Here is a 14,595-nt window from a genome sequence, read left to right on the forward strand (position 1 = left end):
GGGTTTTCGTATCCGGATCGGGTTCCTGCGCCCGATCTGTCGCGGTGGCTGCGGCAACCGGGCCCCGCACGGTCCGGAGCGAGGACTGTGAGGTGGGACGTGCAACTGACCCCGCACGAGCAAGAGAGGCTGCTGATCCATGTGGCGGCCGACGTGGCCGAGAAGCGCAGGGCCCGTGGGCTGAGGCTGAACCACCCCGAGGCCGTCGCCCTCATCACGTCGCACATCCTCGAGGGCGCACGTGACGGCCGTACCGTCGCCGAGCTCATGGCCTCCGGGCGCAAGCTGCTCACCAGGGACGACGTCATGGAGGGCATCCCGGAGATGGTCCATGACGTCCAGGTCGAGGCGACCTTCCCGGACGGCACCAAGCTCGTCACCGTCCACGACCCGATCGTCTGAGGGGGCCGCGAGTGATTCCCGGAGAGGTTCTTTTCGCCGACGGGCCGGTCGTATTCAACGAGGGGCGCGAGGTCACCCGGATGACCGTGCTCAACGCCGCCGACCGGCCTGTCCAGGTCGGCTCCCACTACCACTTCGCCGAGGCCAACCCCGGACTGGAGTTCGACCGGAGCGCCGCGCGCGGAAAGCGGCTGAACGTCGCCGCCGGCACCGCCGTCCGCTTCGAGCCCGGCATCCCCGTCGACGTCGAACTCGTCCCCCTCGCCGGGGCCCGTGTCGTACCGGGGCTGCGCGGGGAGACCGGAGGTGCCCTCGATGCCTGAGATCTCCCGTTCCGCCTACGCCGACCTGTTCGGACCAACCACCGGTGACCGGATCCGGCTCGCCGACACCGACCTGATCGTGGAGATCGAGGAGGACCGTTCCGGCGGGCCCGGGCGCGCCGGGGACGAGGCCGTCTTCGGCGGCGGCAAGGTCATCCGCGAGTCCATGGGCCAGTCGCGCTCCACGCGCGCAGAAGGCGCCCCGGACACGATCATCACCGGCGCGGTGATCATCGACCACTGGGGCATCGTCAAGGCCGACGTCGGCATTCGCGACGGCCGGATCACCGGCATCGGCAAGGCGGGCAACCCCGACACCATGGACGGAGTCCACCCGGACCTGGTGATCGGCCCCGAGACCGAGGTCATCGCCGGCAACGGGCGGATCCTCACCGCCGGCGGCGTCGATGCCCACGTCCACTTCATCTGCCCGCAGATCGCCGACGAGGCGCTCGCGGCGGGGATCACGACACTGGTGGGCGGTGGCACGGGCCCTGCCGAGGGCTCCAAGGCCACCACCGTGACGCCAGGTCCCTGGCACCTCGCCCGGATGCTGGAGGCGATGGAGCACTACCCGCTCAACATCGGCTTCCTCGGCAAGGGCAACACCGTCTCGCACGAGGCGATGCTCTCGCAGATCCGGGGTGGGGCACTAGGGCTGAAACTGCACGAGGACTGGGGGTCCACCCCGGCGGTCATCGACGCCGCCCTGATTGTCGCCGGCCGCACCGGCATCCAAGTGGCCATCCACACGGACACGTTGAACGAGGCCGGGTTCGTCGGTGACACCCTCGCGGCGATCGGCGGGCGCGGGATTCACGCGTACCACACCGAGGGTGCGGGTGGCGGGCACGCACCGGACATCATGACGGTCGTCTCCGAGCCACACGTCCTGCCGAGTTCGACGAATCCGACGCGGCCGTACACCGTGAACACCGCCGAGGAACACCTCGACATGCTGATGGTGTGCCACCACCTGAATCCGGCGGTGCCGGAAGACCTGGCCTTCGCCGAGTCACGGATCCGGCCGTCGACCATCGGCGCCGAGGACGTCCTTCATGATCTCGGCGCTATTTCCATCATCTCCTCCGATGCGCAGGCCATGGGGCGCGTCGGCGAGGTGATCCTGCGGACCTGGCAGACCGCGCATGTGATGAAGCGGCGGCGGGGCGCGCTGCCGGGCGACGGCCGGGCCGACAACCGCCGGGTACGGCGGTATGTCGCCAAGTACACGATCAACCCGGCGCTAGCCCAGGGACTCGCCCGTGAGATCGGGTCCGTCGAGAGCGGCAAGCTCGCCGACCTCGTGCTGTGGGAGCCCGCGTTCTTCGGGGTCAAGCCGCACCTCGTCCTCAAGGGCGGGCAGATCGCCTATGCACAGATGGGTGACGCCAACGCGTCGATCCCGACGCCCCAGCCGGTTCTGCCGCGTCCCATGTACGGGGCGATCGGACGGGCGCCGGCCGCCAACTCCTTCAACTTCGTCGCCCCGCTCGCCATCGAGGACGGGCTGCCGGAGCGGTTGCAGCTCGGGAAGCGGTTCGTCGCCATCGAGTCGACCCGCGGGGTGACCAAGGCGGACATGCGGGAGAACGACGCGCGTCCGAGGGTGCGGGTCGAACCCGACAGCTTCGCCGTGTACATCGACGGCGAGCTGGTCGAGGCGACACCGGCCGCGGAACTGCCCATGGCCCAGCGCTACTTCCTGTTCTGAGAGCAGGTGTCTGTGATGTCTCGGGCAGCGTTGTTGGTACTGACCGACGGCCGCTTTCCCGCCGGAGGGCATGCGCACTCCGGCGGGGCGGAGGCTGCCGTCAAGGCCGGGCGGATCACCGGGGCGGCGAGCCTGGAGGAGTTCTGCCGGGGGCGGTTGCACACGGCAGGGGTGATGGCGGGTGCTCTCGCCGCGGCCGCGGCACTCGGTGTGGAGGTAAGGGAGTTGGACGCGGCGGCGGACGCACGGACGCCGTCGCCCGCGCTTCGGGGCGCGGCTCGCAGGCTCGGGCGGCAGCTGCTGCGTGCCGCGCGGGTGACCTGGCCCTGCTCCGAACTCGACGTTCTGGCAGGCGAGTTCCCCAAGGGAGCCCATCAGCCCGTGGTGTTGGGGGTGGTGGCCCGGGCCGCGGGGCTCTCGGCCGAGGACGCGGCGTACTGCGCGGCGTACGAGTGTGTGAGCGGGCCGGCCACGGCGGTGGTGCGGCTGCTGAGTCTGGACCCGTTCGAGGCGACGGGGGTGCTGGCGCGGCTGGCGCCCGAGGTGGATCGGGTGGTGGACCGGGCGGTGGAGGCGGCGCGGGTTGCGGCCGCGGGGGGTGGGGCCGATGCGCTGCCTGCCGGTTCCGCGCCGTTGCTGGAGATCGGGGCGGAGTGGCATGCGGGGTGGGCGGTGCGGTTGTTCGCGTCCTAGTTCCCGCGGCGGAGCCGCTGATGGGCGCAGTGCCCCCGCAATCCCCAAACCGCTTCGGCCTGAACGGCCTCGTCTGATGGGCGCAGTGCCCCGGCAATCCCCAAACCGCTTCGGCCTGAACGGACTCGTCCTCAGACGCCGCCGGACGGGCAAGATCTACGAAGGAGCCGTATATGCATCTCGACCACGACCACCACGGGGCCCTCGCCGTCAGCGCCGACGCCCATCGTCCCGACGGGGCCCGGCGCGCCCTCCGTATCGGGCTCGGCGGGCCCGTCGGGTCAGGTAAGACCGCCACCGTCGCCGCCCTCTGCCGGGCCCTGCGCGACGAGCTGTCCCTCGCTGTCGTCACCAATGACATCTACACACGGGAGGACGCCGAGTTCCTCCTGCGGGAGGCCGTGCTGCCGCCCGAGCGGATCACCGCCGTCGAGACGGGAGCCTGTCCGCACACCGCGATCCGGGACGACATCTCGGCCAACCTCGAAGCCGTTGAGGATCTGGAGGACGAGGTCGGGCCACTGGACCTCATCCTCGTCGAGTCGGGCGGGGACAATCTCACGGCCACTTTCTCGAAGGGGCTCGTGGACGCGCAGATCTTCGTGATCGACGTGGCCGGAGGCGATGACATTCCGCGTAAGGGCGGCCCCGGTGTCACCACGGCCGATCTGCTCATCGTCAACAAGACCGACCTCGCTCCCCATGTGGGGTCGGACCTGGCGAGGATGGCCGCCGACGCGAAGGCGCAGCGGGCCGAACTGCCCGTGGTCTTCCAGTCGTTGCGCGGCGATACCGGTGTCGCGGACGTGGCCCGGTGGGTGCGGGAGCGGATCGCCGCGTGGACGGCATGACCGTCACCGGGGTGCGCGCGAACGCGCGGATCGTCGCCAGGGGGGATGGACGGGGCGGTACATCCCTTCCCGTGCTGGAGGGGGAGGGGCCGCTCGCGCTGAGGCGTGTCCGGGGGAGCGGGGACGAGGCCCGGGTGATGGTCGTCGGGGCGATGAGCGGGCCGCTCGGCGGGGACCGGTTCGGGATCGAGGCCCGGGTGGAGGGCGGGGCGCGGCTGTGTGTCGGATCGGCCGCGGCGACCCTCGCGCTGCCGGGACAGCTGAAGGGCGAGGCCCGGTACGAGGTTCGGCTCGATGTCGCCGACGGTGGTGAACTGCGCTGGCTGCCCGAGCAGTTGATCTCGGCCAAGGGCAGTGATCTGTACGTCTCCACCCGCGTCGACGTCGGGCCGGCCGGCCGGCTCGTGTTGAGGGAGGAGCAGGTGCTCGGGCGGGCGGGGGAGGAGTCCGGTCGGCTGAGCAGCCGGCTCACCGTGCGCGTTGCCGGAAAGGCGCTCCTGGACCAGGAGTTGGCCTGTGGGCCCGGGGCGCCCGGTGGCTGGGACGGGCCCGCCGTGCTGGCGGGACATCGCGCGGTGGGACAACTCGTCGTCATACGGCCGGAGTTCGCGGTGGAGCCACCGGCGGCGAGAATGCTGGGGGAGTGTGCCGCGCTCACTCCGCTCGCCGGGCCCGCCGTGCTGGTGAGCGCGGTGGCAGGCGACGCACTACTGCTCCGGCGGGTGCTGGACGAGGCGTTGGACCATCTCGGCGATTGATCCGCTCAGCGGGATGTGATCGTCCGGTTATCGGATTGGTAAAGACGGCTGCCACCCCCTGTTCTCAGGAGGCTCACAGCCGGAAGGATCCCCCCTGACTATTCGTAACCAAGAACGGGGAGGGCCCACTTGAGGGACAACTTCAGATCGAGGAGCCGGGTGCTGGCACTCGGTTCGGCCGGGGCGCTGGTCACCGCGAGCCTGATCACCGGTGCGCTCGCGGCCCCCGCGTCCGGCGCCGAGGCCCGGCACGGGCAGGACCGTGAGCAGTGGGGCGCGGCCGTCGCCGCCGAGCATGCCGCAAAGGCGGGGATCGACTGGGCGGACTGCCCGGCCGACTGGGCCCTGACGAAGCCCGTCCAGTGCGGCTGGGTCAGCGTGCCGCTCGACTACGCGAAGCCCTACGGCAAGCAGATCAAGCTCGCCGTCGACCGAATAGGGAACACGGGGACGAAGGCGGAGCGTCAGGGCGCGCTGGTCTACAACCCCGGCGGCCCGGGTGGTTCGGGGATGCGCTTCCCGCTCCGGGTCACCACCAAGAACCCGCTGTGGGTCAACGCCTCGAAGGCGTACGACTTCGTGGGCTTCGACCCGCGTGGCGTCGGCCACTCGGCACCCATCTCCTGCATCGACCCGCAGGAGTTCGTGAAGGCGCCCAAGGCCGACCCGGTGCCCGACACCGAGGCCGACAAGACCGCCCAGCGCAAGCTCGCCAGGGAGTACGCGGACGGCTGCGCCGAGCGTACCGGCCGGGCGATGCTCCAGCAGATGACCACCGCCAACACCGCCCGTGACTTGGACGTCATCCGGGCCGCGCTCGGCGAGAAGAAACTCAACTACCTCGGCGTCTCCTACGGCACCTACCTCGGCGCCGTGTACGGGACGCTGTTCCCGGGGCATGTGCGCCGGATGATCGTCGACAGCGTCGTCAACCCGTCGCGGAAGAACATCTGGTACCAGGCCAACCTGGGCCAGGACGTCGCCTTCGAGGGCCGCTGGAAGGACTGGGAGGACTGGGTCGCCGCGCACGACGCCGCCTTCCACCTGGGGACCACGCGTGACGCCGTGCAGGCCAAGTGGCTCCAGTTGCGCGCCACCGCCAAGAAGAGCCCGATCGGCGGGGTCGTCGGACCGGCCGAGCTGATCTCCTTCTTCCAGAGCGCCCCGTACTACGACTCCTCGTGGGTCCCGGTGGCCACGGTGTTCGGCAAGTACTTCGCCGGTGACACCCAGGCCCTGGTCGACGCGGCCGCCCCGGACCTCTCCGACACCGCGGGCAACATCTCCTCGGAGAACGGCAACGCGGTCTACACCGCCGTCGAGTGCACCGACGCCAGGTGGCCCACCAGCTGGCGGAAGTGGGACCGCGACAACACCGAGCTCAACAAGCAGTACCCGTTCATGACCTGGGCCAACGCGTGGATGAACCTGCCGTGCGCCACCTGGCCGGTCAAGCAGCAGACCCCGGTGAACGTCACCACCCACAAGGGACTGCCGCCGGTACTGATCGTGCAGTCCACCCGTGACGCCGCCACCCCGTACCCGGGCGCCGTCGAACTGCACAAGCGTTTCAAGGACTCCCGCCTCATCACCGAGCAGGGCGCCGGCTCGCACGGTGTGACCGGCCTGGTCAACCCGTGCATCAACAGCCGTGTCGACACCTACCTGCTCACCGGGAAGCTGGACGGCGCGGACGTCACCTGCACACCGCACGCGACACCGCAGCCGTAACCCTTCCGGTACGGCGCCGAGGGGCGGCGGGAACACCTCCGCCGCCCCTCACTCGCGTCAACTGAGCGGCGTTCGCGGGAACTTGCGCTCCTTCGCGCCCTTCGCCGCCGTCTGTGTCGCCTTGACGACGGCCGCGTACTCGTCGACGTACTCCTGCTCGGAGAGGGTCAGGACGGCGTACATGATCTCGTCGGTGATCGCGCGCAGGACGGCCTTCTCGTTCTCCATCCCGGCGTAGCGGGAGAATTCGAGGGGCTTTCCGAAGCGGATCACCACGGGGTGGACGTGCGGGATGACCTTGCCGGGCGGCTGCGCCTCGAAGGTGCCGATCATCGCGCAGGGGATCACCGGGACACCCGCCCGCAGCGCCATCACGGCCACGCCGACCTTGCCCTTGTAGAGCCGGCCGTCGTGCGAGCGCGTGCCCTCCGGATAGATGCCGAGCAGCTCGCCCTTGCTCAGCACTCCGAGCCCCTCCCGGATCGCGGCCTGGCCGGCCTCCTTGCCGGAGCGGTCCACCGGGATCTGCCCGGCGCTGCGGAAGAAGAAGGCGGTCAGCCGGCCACGAACCCCGGGCCCTGTGAAGTACTCGGCCTTGGCGAGGAAGGTGATTCGCCGCTTGAGGACGGCCGGCATCAGGAAGTGGTCGGCGAAGGAGAGATGGTTGCCGGCGACGATGGCCGGGCCCGACGCGGGCACATGTTCGAGACCTTCGATCCGGGGCCGGAACACCAGTCGTAGCAGCGGCCCCAGTAGTACGTACTTGAGCAGGTAGTAGAACACGACTCGCCCCTCACTTTGCCAGCTCCCCTGAGAGCTGGTGTTGTCCCAGGTCAGTGTCGGTTTCCCGGCGGTTCGGTCATGTGTGCCTGTGGCCATCTGCCGCCACGTTCAGTCGGCTCATACTGACCCTTTGCCGACTTGTCTGACGATTGGTCAGATTATGCGACGTTGCAGCGCTGGTCGACAGACTGCAACCTCGCCGGTTTCGGCGCTCGTAGGGGCGACGTAAGCGAGGATCTCAGTGATCTTGCCGATTTCCCCGAGCGCCTATCTGTTTCCCTCGTCGGTGCACGTGGCTCCCGTATCCTTACGTCATCGGCTGGTCGCAATGGGTTGAACATTGGCGGCGGCTCTCATCGCCTCTGCCGGACATGGGGTGTTGGCCCGTTCGGGGGAGCTTCAATGTACCTGGGACACACACGGCCGAGTGTTTTTCGACGTTCAACTCAGTGCCTCGACGGCAACGAGACGAGGACGAGTCGCTACGCATTGACGGAGTGGTGTAACGACGGCCACTCGGCGATCTCGTATTCGAGGCTATGCGGGGAGTTCGGTCGGGAGGACGGTCGCGTCGGTTTCTGACTCGATCGGGTGGAGGCGGGCCTTGGCCAGCAGGTCGAGTCCCGCGTAGCGGCGGGCTCGGTCGATTCGTCGCTCTGCTCGGCCAGGACCGCGCCGACCAGCCCCGTGAGCCGTGAGCCGTGAGCCGTGAGCCGTGAGCCGTGAGCGGAACGGGTCCGGCCGCGCGTGCCGGGGCACTGCCCGAATCCTGTTGAGCGCGTACCGCGCTGCCTGGGCCACGCCGGCGAGCCGTAGAGGCTGCCTGCGCCCTGCACCCGCAGGGACTGGAATCGGTGGGCCACGAAGCCTGCAGCGCCTTCGACGGGGAACCAACCGACGGCCTCACCAGCGGCGGCCCGCTGCCGGCCACGGACAAGCGGGTGGCCGGGGCTGCGCGCCTGGGTGGTGCAAGCGGGGTACCCGACCGTTGGGACGACAGTGAGGAGGAACGGACGATGGGCATCCCGACGAAACAAGCCGCGCTGAAAACGGCCAAGCAGCTGCTCGCCGGAAAGGCGACGGCCAGGGCCGCGACAACCGCTCCTGATGGCGCTTGCTCGGTCTGTGCGTCGGCGCCCCGTGCTGCGCCGCGACCCATCGACCGGCTGCTCGCGGGCGGCACACTGCGCGTTGCGGGCGGTGAGCACCGGGCACGCCCGGCACATGACCGGACGCTCTACGCGACGCCGACTTGACGCGGGAAGGGAAGGAGGATCGCGGAAACGGGTTCTCGCGGACGGCGCGCCGGCTCTGGCGCCCCCGCGCTGGACGAGCCCAGTACGTCCCGACGGCGATCCGTACGTAACGCTGCGAACTTCCGGTGGCGACGTTGTGAGCGATGCCCGCACACCCGAGGACCTCCCGGGGTAGCTCCAAGCAGTTGTTCGCGCACAGTGTGGAGCGGGGTGTCGGCGAGGTGGAAGGTCATCACCGAGGCCGGCATGTTCCCGTGGCGGCAGCCATCACGCGGGTGTAGCGTCGAGGTTGAGCAGTCGTGGTTCCGAAGGTCGTTCGCCCGTGATCGCATACACGGGCGTTCTTGCTGTTCAGCGTCTCTCCGGGCCAAGGCGGCTACTGCCGGGTGCCGAGGACGCGGTCCCGGTTCGCTCGAAGGAGAGAGTCATGGCCAGGGGCACGGTCAAGTGGTTCAACAGCGAGAAGGGCTTCGGCTTCATCGAGCAGGAGGGCGGCGGTCCTGACGTGTTCGCCCACTACTCGAACATCGCCAGCCAGGGCTACCGCGAGCTGCAGGAGGGCCAGAAGGTCGAGTTCGACGTCACCCAAGGGCAGAAAGGTCCCCAGGCGGAGAACATCCGCCCCGTCTGACCCAGCCGGCTCGGCAAGGGGCGCCGACTTCGCGGGTTGAGGGTCCGTCGCAGCCCGTGGCCGGTCCGGTGGATCATGCCACGAGCGTGGGTCGGCGGACCCTCTTCCCGTCGGCGTCACACGCTTCCGGGCGCCTGATGGGTCACGTGCCGTCCGGCGCCGGCCGCACATGGACACTGCGGCCGTCGAACCGTAGTGACAGTCGCGCAACGGGCGTGCGGCTACGCCGGACGCCGCGGTCGGCGCGCTGGCGAACGACATCAACAGCCTCACCGACGCGGGTACGGCGTGGGTGGTGCGCGGTACCACCCACGGGCTCACCCCGCGAGGCATCGCCGGCTACAGCCAGAGCACGCCGTCCGTTCCCGGGGACAACGACAACGGCGACCGGTTCGGCGGCGCCCTCCGGTTCATCGACGCCAACAATGACGGCAAGGCCGAGCTCATCGCCTGGGCGCCTGGCGAGGACACCAACGACGGCGCCGCCTGGGTCTTCCCCGGCAGGAGCAACGGCCCCGCCGGAAGCGGATCCTGGTCCTTCAACGGCGGCACCCTGAGCGCCCCCGTGCCCGACGCCCGCTTCGGAGAGACCCTGGCCCCGTAGCGGTGGCGGTCGCTCGATCAGAAACCGCACTTGGGTCGAGGCCCTGGTGACGAGGTGGCCTCCCGTGTCGTGTTTCCGGGAGGCCACCTTCCCCGGTTCGCTCTCAGGCTGTGCATAGGATGTCCCCGATGCGCCCCACCGAGCAGCCCACCCCGCCACCGCCGCACCGGCGGTGGCGAGCCCTGCTCGTGCTCGGGTTGCTGGCCGGACTGCTCGGCATGCATGCGCTGGCACCCGGCGGAGTCATGGGCCACGCCGGGCATGGCGGTCATGGGCGGGTCTCGCTCTCCCACATGACCGTGATGGTCACCGCGTACGACGGCTGCTCCGGCGACGACGGCCACTGCGGCGGCAACCACGTCCACCACGCCGACGCGACCTGCGCCTCGGGCGCCGTGAGCGGCGGACCTGCGCTGCCGGCACTGGTCCCTGACCCGGTACCCGTACCGGCGGCCGTCCACCCGGTCGGCTCCCGCCCGGCCACGGCACCGGACGGCGCCCGCGCACCCCCCGATCTGGCCGAACTCCAGCTCCTGCGGATCTAGAGGAACCCCGAGCCGGCCGTGCGCTACCGCGCCGCGGTCGTGCTCCCGCCCGCCCTCTCACACCCACCGCAGGAGATCCAGCATGACCATCACACGTACCCGTGCCGTCCTCGTCGCCCTGACCGCGACTGCCGCCCTCGCTCTCACCGCGTGCGGCAGCGGCGACGACACCGCCCACGCCACCCCGCACAGCGGCGCGCACGCCACCGCGTCCGCGTCGGCCACCACCCCCGGCGCGCACAACGCGCAGGACGTGACCTTCGCGCAGCGCATGATCCCCCACCACCAGCAGGCCCTGGAGATGGCGGAGCTCGCCGCCGGCCGGGCCGCCTCGGCCCGGGTCGAGGCGCTCGCCGCCCGGATCGAGAAGGCCCAGGACCCGGAGATCAAGACCATGTCCGGCTGGCTCAAGGCGTGGGGGGAGGACGTGCCCATGGCGGGCATGGACCACAGCGGCCACGCCGGCGAGACAGGCATGACCGGGATGATGGACGAGAAGGACATGTCCGCGCTGAAGAAGGCCCAGGGGAAGGACTTCGACACGATGTTCCTGACCATGATGGTCGAACACCACCAGGGCGCCGTCGAGATGGCCACCGCCGAGCGGTCCAAGGGCGAGTACGCCCCGGCCACGGGCATGGCCGGCGACATCGTCACCGCCCAGAACGCCGAGATCAAGGAGATGAACAAGCTGCTCGGCAAGAGCTGATCAGGGGCGGGGCGGCCGCACCCACCGACGCGGCCGCCCCCTCGCTCAGACCGCCAGCACCTTCTCCAACGCCCCCAGTGCCGACCGCAGTTCGTCCGCCGTGACGGTCAGCGGCGGGGCCAGCCGGATCGTCGAGCCGTGCGTGTCCTTGACCAGTACGCCCTCGCGCATCAGGCGTTCGCTGATCTCGCGCCCGGTGCCGATCGCCGGGTCCACGTCGACGCCCGCCCACAGCCCGCGCGAGCGGAATCCGACCACGCCCCTGCCGACCAGCTCCGTCAGACCGTCCCGCAGGACCACGCCCAACTCGGCTGCCCGGCGCTGGAATTCGCCGTCCTCCAGCAGCTCGACCACGGCCGTGCCAACCGCGGCGGCGAGCGGGTTGCCGCCGAACGTCGAGCCGTGCTCGCCCGGCCGCAGCACCCCCAGCACCTCGCGCCGGGCCACCACCGCCGACACCGGCACGATCCCGCCGCCCAGCGCCTTGCCGAGCAGCAGGACGTCCGGGACGACGTCCTCGTGGTCGACGGCGAGGGTACGGCCCGTGCGGCCGAGGCCGGACTGGATCTCGTCGGCCACGAAGAGACAGCCCGCCCGCCGGGTCAGTTCGCGGACCCCGGTCAGATAGCCGGTGTCGGGGATCATGACCCCGGCTTCGCCCTGGATCGGCTCGATCAGCACGGCCGCCGTCGTCTCGTCGACCGCCGCCTCCAGCGCGGCCAGGTCGTTGTACGGCACGATCCGGAACCCCGGCGTGAACGGGCCGAAGCCCGTGCGGGCGGTCTCGTCCGTGGAGAAGCTGACGATCGTGGTCGTACGGCCGTGGAAGTTGTCCGCCGCCACGACGATCGTCGCCCGGTCGGCCGGGACGCCCTTGACGTCGTAGGCCCATTTGCGGGCCACCTTGATGCCGCTTTCCACCGCCTCCGCGCCGGTGTTCATCGGCAGCACCATGTCCAGGCCGGTCAGCCGCGCCAGGCGTTCGGCGAACTCGGCGAGCCGGTCGTTGTGGAAGGCGCGGGAGGTGAGGGTCAGCCGGTCCAGCTGGCGGTGCGCGGCCTCGATGAGGGCCGGGTGGCGGTGGCCGAAGTTGAGGGCCGAGTAGCCGGCCAGCATGTCGAGGTAGCGACGGCCCTCGACGTCCTCCACCCAGGCGCCCTCGGCGCTCGCGACAACCACGGGCAGCGGATGGTAGTTGTGCGCGAGGACCGGCTCCTCGGCCTCGATCAGCTCGGCGGAGGTACGGGTGTGCGCGGGTGCGGTCATCGATGACTCTCCTCGGACCTCAGCGGATTTCCTGGGTGCAGCACTTGATGCCGCCGCCGGCCTTGTGGAACTCCGACAGGTCGACGGGGACCGGTTCGTAGCCCTGGTCGGCGAGCCGGGCGGCGAGCGCCTCGGCCTGCGGTGCGATGAAGACCCGGCGGCCGTCGGAGACGGAGTTCAGCCCCCATGCCATGGCGTCGTCGCGGGTGGCGAGCACCGCGTCCGGGTACAGCCGGCGCAGCACCTCCCGGCTGCCGCTGGAGAAGGCCTCGGGGTAGTACACGATGTTCTCGTCGTCGAGGACGAACAGCGCGGTGTCCAGGTGGTAGAAGTACGGGTCCACCAGGGTCAGGCTGATCACCGGGTGGCCGAAGAACTCCTGCGCCTCCCGGTGTGCCTCCCGGGTGGTGCGGAAGCCGGTGCCGGCGAGCAGATACCGGCCCGTCCAGACCAGGTCGCCCTCGCCCTCGACCACCGAGCCGGGGCGGTACACGTCATAGCCGGCGGTCTTGAACCAGAGGTCGTAGTGGGAGGACTCGGGGCGCCGCTCGGGCGCGTGGAACAGGGAGCCGAAGACGCGGCCTCCGACGACGACCGCCGAGTTCGCGGCGAAGACCATGTCGGGCAGGCCGGGGACCGGGTCCAGACGGTCGACGCTGTGGCCATGGGCACGGTAGGCGCTGATGAGCGCGGTCCACTGCTCATGGGCCAGGTCGACGTCGACCCTGGTGTCGGGGTGCATCCAGGGATTGATCGCGTACTGCACGGCGAAGTGTCTGGGTTCGCAGACGAGGAAGCGCCGGACGCGCGGCACACGGCTTTCGGGCACAGAGGTGTTCCTCCGCTTTCCTGCGGTGTCGACGAGGGTTGACACCAAGGTAGGAAGCGTCGGATCGGGCGACAAGAAATTAATGTTGCGTCTCTGCGCAGCATCGCTGCGTCTCTGATCGCACAAACGCAGCATCGGTGCGTTTACTCCAGCCTATTGCGGCGCCGCGTGTGTCGCACCCGCCTCGGGGCTCTCCGGGAGCAGATGCGACAGCACCATCACGCTGATCGTCTTCCGGATGAACGGCTCCACCCGGATCCGCTCCAGCACCTCCTCGAAGTGGTCCACGTCCCGGGCGCGGACATGCAGCAGGGCGTCCGCGCCGCCGGTCACCGTCATGGCGGCGGTGATCTCCGGATGGTTGCGGACCACCTCCGCGAGCCGCCTGGGCGGGGCCGCACCCTCGCAGTACACCTCGACATAGGCCTCGGTGCGCCAGCCGAGGGCCGACGGTTTCACGGTGGCCGTGAAACCGGTGATCACTCCGGTCTCGCGCAGCCGGTCGACCCGCCGTTTCACGGCCGTCGCGGAGAGCCCGACGGCCGCGCCGATCTCGGCGAAACTGGTTCGCGCGTTCGCCATCAGGGCAGTGGTGATCTTCCGGTCGAGGTCGTCGAAGGGGGCGGTGCCGCTGTTCATGTCCGCACTGTATCCACGGGGAAAGACACTTCAGGCACACCACTGCGTCCGGCGTGAACGTCCACGTCCGGCACATGTCCAGCGCCCCGTTCCGCCGCCTACACTCCGTTCATGCTGCGAGCCCTCGCCGTCGACGACGAACGCCCCTCGCTGGAGGAGCTCCTCTATCTGCTGAACGCCGATCCGCGCATCGGCAGCGTCGAGGGCGCCGGGGACGCCACCGAGGCGCTGCGCCGCATCACCCGCGCCCTGGAGTCCGGACCCCACGGCCCCGAGGCCATCGACGTCGTCTTCCTGGACATCCAGATGCCCGGCCTGGACGGCCTGGAGATGGCCCGGCTGCTCACCGGCTTCGCCATGCCCCCGCTGGTCGTGTTCGTCACCGCCCACGAGGACTTCGCCGTACGGGCCTTCGATCTCAAGGCGGTCGACTACGTCCTGAAGCCGGTACGGAAGGAGCGGCTGGCGGAGGCGGTACGACGGGTCGCCGAACTGCGCGGCGCCGCACCCCGGATACCCGTGCACGAACCCGACCCGGACCACCTACCGGTCGAACTCGGCGGTGTCACACGGTTCGTGGCCGTCGACGACATCACCCATGTCGAGGCCCAGGGCGACTACGCCCGCCTGCACACCGAGCACGGCAGCCACCTCGTGCGCATCCCGCTGTCCACCCTGGAGGACCGCTGGCGCTCCCGTGGCTTCGTCCGCATCCACCGCCGTCACCTCGTCGCCCTCGGTCACATCGGCGAACTCCGCCTGGACGCCGGCACGGTGAGCGTCCTGGTCGGCGGCGAGGAACTCCAGGTCAGCCGGCGCCATGCGCGAGAGCTGCGGGACCTGCTGATGAGGAGGGTGTGA

General features: G+C 70.1%; 17 protein-coding genes and 1 pseudogene. 13 read left to right on the top strand and 5 right to left on the bottom strand.

Annotation, left to right across the window (positions count from 1 at the left end; translation table 11 throughout):
• Positions 1-99 precede the first annotated feature (99 nt).
• The 7 genes from ACZ7OO_RS29495 (at position 100) to ACZ7OO_RS29525 (ending at position 6,472) form a co-directional block, all read left to right on the top strand.
• Entirely contained in the window at positions 100-402 is a 303-nt protein-coding gene (locus ACZ7OO_RS29495; RefSeq protein ID WP_352222197.1) for an urease subunit gamma, read from the top strand.
• An 11-nt stretch (positions 403-413) separates the two neighbouring features.
• Complete coding sequence (locus ACZ7OO_RS29500; protein WP_352222198.1) at positions 414-725, top strand: urease subunit beta; 312 nt, start codon at positions 414-416, stop codon at positions 723-725.
• The gene (locus tag ACZ7OO_RS29505) at positions 718-2,439 is read left to right on the top strand and encodes an urease subunit alpha (protein WP_471509276.1); all 1,722 of its coding nucleotides are present in this window, start codon (positions 718-720) and stop codon (positions 2,437-2,439) included. Before ACZ7OO_RS29500 ends, ACZ7OO_RS29505 begins: the two co-directional genes overlap by 8 nt.
• A gap of 15 nt (positions 2,440-2,454) precedes the next feature.
• Positions 2,455-3,132, top strand: a complete 678-nt coding sequence (locus ACZ7OO_RS29510; protein WP_471509278.1) for an urease accessory protein UreF — start codon at positions 2,455-2,457, stop codon at positions 3,130-3,132.
• Between the two features lie 173 nt (positions 3,133-3,305).
• Positions 3,306-3,983, top strand: a complete 678-nt coding sequence (ureG, locus tag ACZ7OO_RS29515) for an urease accessory protein UreG (protein ID WP_471509280.1) — start codon at positions 3,306-3,308, stop codon at positions 3,981-3,983.
• On the top strand, positions 3,980-4,741 hold the full coding sequence (locus ACZ7OO_RS29520) for an urease accessory protein UreD (protein ID WP_471509385.1): 762 nt from the start codon (positions 3,980-3,982) through the stop codon (positions 4,739-4,741). The genes ureG and ACZ7OO_RS29520 overlap by 4 nt, the downstream gene beginning before the upstream one ends.
• Positions 4,742-4,870: 129 nt before the next feature.
• Complete coding sequence (locus ACZ7OO_RS29525) at positions 4,871-6,472, top strand: alpha/beta hydrolase (protein ID WP_471509281.1); 1,602 nt, start codon at positions 4,871-4,873, stop codon at positions 6,470-6,472.
• Between the two features lie 57 nt (positions 6,473-6,529).
• On the opposite strand, the gene ACZ7OO_RS29530 is transcribed toward ACZ7OO_RS29525, so the two are convergent.
• Positions 6,530-7,255 (bottom strand): lysophospholipid acyltransferase family protein, encoded by a 726-nt coding sequence (locus ACZ7OO_RS29530; protein ID WP_471509282.1) that lies wholly within the window; start codon positions 7,253-7,255, stop codon positions 6,530-6,532.
• A 537-nt stretch (positions 7,256-7,792) separates the two neighbouring features.
• A pseudogene (locus ACZ7OO_RS29535) lies at positions 7,793-7,938 on the bottom strand (IS256 family transposase); the annotation flags it as partial.
• A 171-nt stretch (positions 7,939-8,109) separates the two neighbouring features.
• Here ACZ7OO_RS29535 and ACZ7OO_RS29540 point away from each other — a divergent pair.
• The 5 genes from ACZ7OO_RS29540 (at position 8,110) to ACZ7OO_RS29560 (ending at position 11,000) form a co-directional block, all read left to right on the top strand.
• The gene (locus ACZ7OO_RS29540; RefSeq protein WP_471509283.1) at positions 8,110-8,511 is read left to right on the top strand and encodes a hypothetical protein; all 402 of its coding nucleotides are present in this window, start codon (positions 8,110-8,112) and stop codon (positions 8,509-8,511) included.
• Between the two features lie 427 nt (positions 8,512-8,938).
• Positions 8,939-9,142 (top strand): cold-shock protein, encoded by a 204-nt coding sequence (locus ACZ7OO_RS29545; RefSeq protein ID WP_352222206.1) that lies wholly within the window; start codon positions 8,939-8,941, stop codon positions 9,140-9,142.
• A gap of 295 nt (positions 9,143-9,437) precedes the next feature.
• Positions 9,438-9,746 carry a hypothetical protein gene (locus ACZ7OO_RS29550; protein ID WP_471509284.1) on the top strand — a complete coding sequence of 103 codons (309 nt, stop codon included), beginning with the start codon at positions 9,438-9,440 and terminating at the stop codon, positions 9,744-9,746.
• Positions 9,747-9,874: 128 nt separating this feature from the next.
• Entirely contained in the window at positions 9,875-10,291 is a 417-nt protein-coding gene (locus ACZ7OO_RS29555) for a DUF6153 family protein (protein ID WP_471509286.1), read from the top strand.
• An 82-nt stretch (positions 10,292-10,373) separates the two neighbouring features.
• Positions 10,374-11,000 (top strand): DUF305 domain-containing protein, encoded by a 627-nt coding sequence (locus tag ACZ7OO_RS29560; RefSeq protein ID WP_471509288.1) that lies wholly within the window; start codon positions 10,374-10,376, stop codon positions 10,998-11,000.
• A gap of 45 nt (positions 11,001-11,045) precedes the next feature.
• On the opposite strand, the gene rocD is transcribed toward ACZ7OO_RS29560, so the two are convergent.
• The 3 genes from rocD to ACZ7OO_RS29575 form a co-directional block, all read right to left on the bottom strand.
• Positions 11,046-12,266, bottom strand: a complete 1,221-nt coding sequence (rocD, locus tag ACZ7OO_RS29565) for an ornithine--oxo-acid transaminase (RefSeq protein ID WP_471509290.1) — start codon at positions 12,264-12,266, stop codon at positions 11,046-11,048.
• A 19-nt stretch (positions 12,267-12,285) separates the two neighbouring features.
• Positions 12,286-13,095, bottom strand: coding sequence for a dimethylargininase (ddaH, locus tag ACZ7OO_RS29570; protein WP_471509292.1), 810 nt, complete (start codon positions 13,093-13,095; stop codon positions 12,286-12,288).
• A 153-nt stretch (positions 13,096-13,248) separates the two neighbouring features.
• Complete coding sequence (locus ACZ7OO_RS29575) at positions 13,249-13,734, bottom strand: Lrp/AsnC family transcriptional regulator (protein ID WP_450763565.1); 486 nt, start codon at positions 13,732-13,734, stop codon at positions 13,249-13,251.
• 111 nt (positions 13,735-13,845) lie between these two features.
• On the opposite strand from ACZ7OO_RS29575, the gene ACZ7OO_RS29580 reads away from it, so the two are divergent.
• The gene (locus tag ACZ7OO_RS29580; RefSeq protein WP_471509294.1) at positions 13,846-14,595 is read left to right on the top strand and encodes a LytR/AlgR family response regulator transcription factor; all 750 of its coding nucleotides are present in this window, start codon (positions 13,846-13,848) and stop codon (positions 14,593-14,595) included.

The sequence above is a fragment of the Streptomyces sp. NPDC111744 genome (genome assembly GCF_055634995.1).

Bases quoted from the DNA above. Each gene is read 5' to 3' on its own strand.
- ACZ7OO_RS29505 (WP_471509276.1), top strand. From the start codon at position 718: ATGCCTGAGATCTCCCGTTCCGCCTACGCCGACCTGTTCGGACCAACC.
- ACZ7OO_RS29510 (WP_471509278.1), top strand. From the start codon at position 2,455: ATGTCTCGGGCAGCGTTGTTGGTACTGACCGACGGCCGCTTTCCCGCC.
- ureG (WP_471509280.1), top strand. From the start codon at position 3,306: ATGCATCTCGACCACGACCACCACGGGGCCCTCGCCGTCAGCGCCGAC.
- ACZ7OO_RS29520 (WP_471509385.1), top strand. From the start codon at position 3,980: ATGACCGTCACCGGGGTGCGCGCGAACGCGCGGATCGTCGCCAGGGGG.
- ACZ7OO_RS29545 (WP_352222206.1), top strand. From the start codon at position 8,939: ATGGCCAGGGGCACGGTCAAGTGGTTCAACAGCGAGAAGGGCTTCGGC.
- ACZ7OO_RS29555 (WP_471509286.1), top strand. From the start codon at position 9,875: ATGCGCCCCACCGAGCAGCCCACCCCGCCACCGCCGCACCGGCGGTGG.
- ACZ7OO_RS29560 (WP_471509288.1), top strand. From the start codon at position 10,374: ATGACCATCACACGTACCCGTGCCGTCCTCGTCGCCCTGACCGCGACT.
- rocD (WP_471509290.1), bottom strand. From the start codon at position 12,266: ATGACCGCACCCGCGCACACCCGTACCTCCGCCGAGCTGATCGAGGCC.
- ACZ7OO_RS29575 (WP_450763565.1), bottom strand. From the start codon at position 13,734: ATGAACAGCGGCACCGCCCCCTTCGACGACCTCGACCGGAAGATCACC.
- ACZ7OO_RS29580 (WP_471509294.1), top strand. From the start codon at position 13,846: ATGCTGCGAGCCCTCGCCGTCGACGACGAACGCCCCTCGCTGGAGGAG.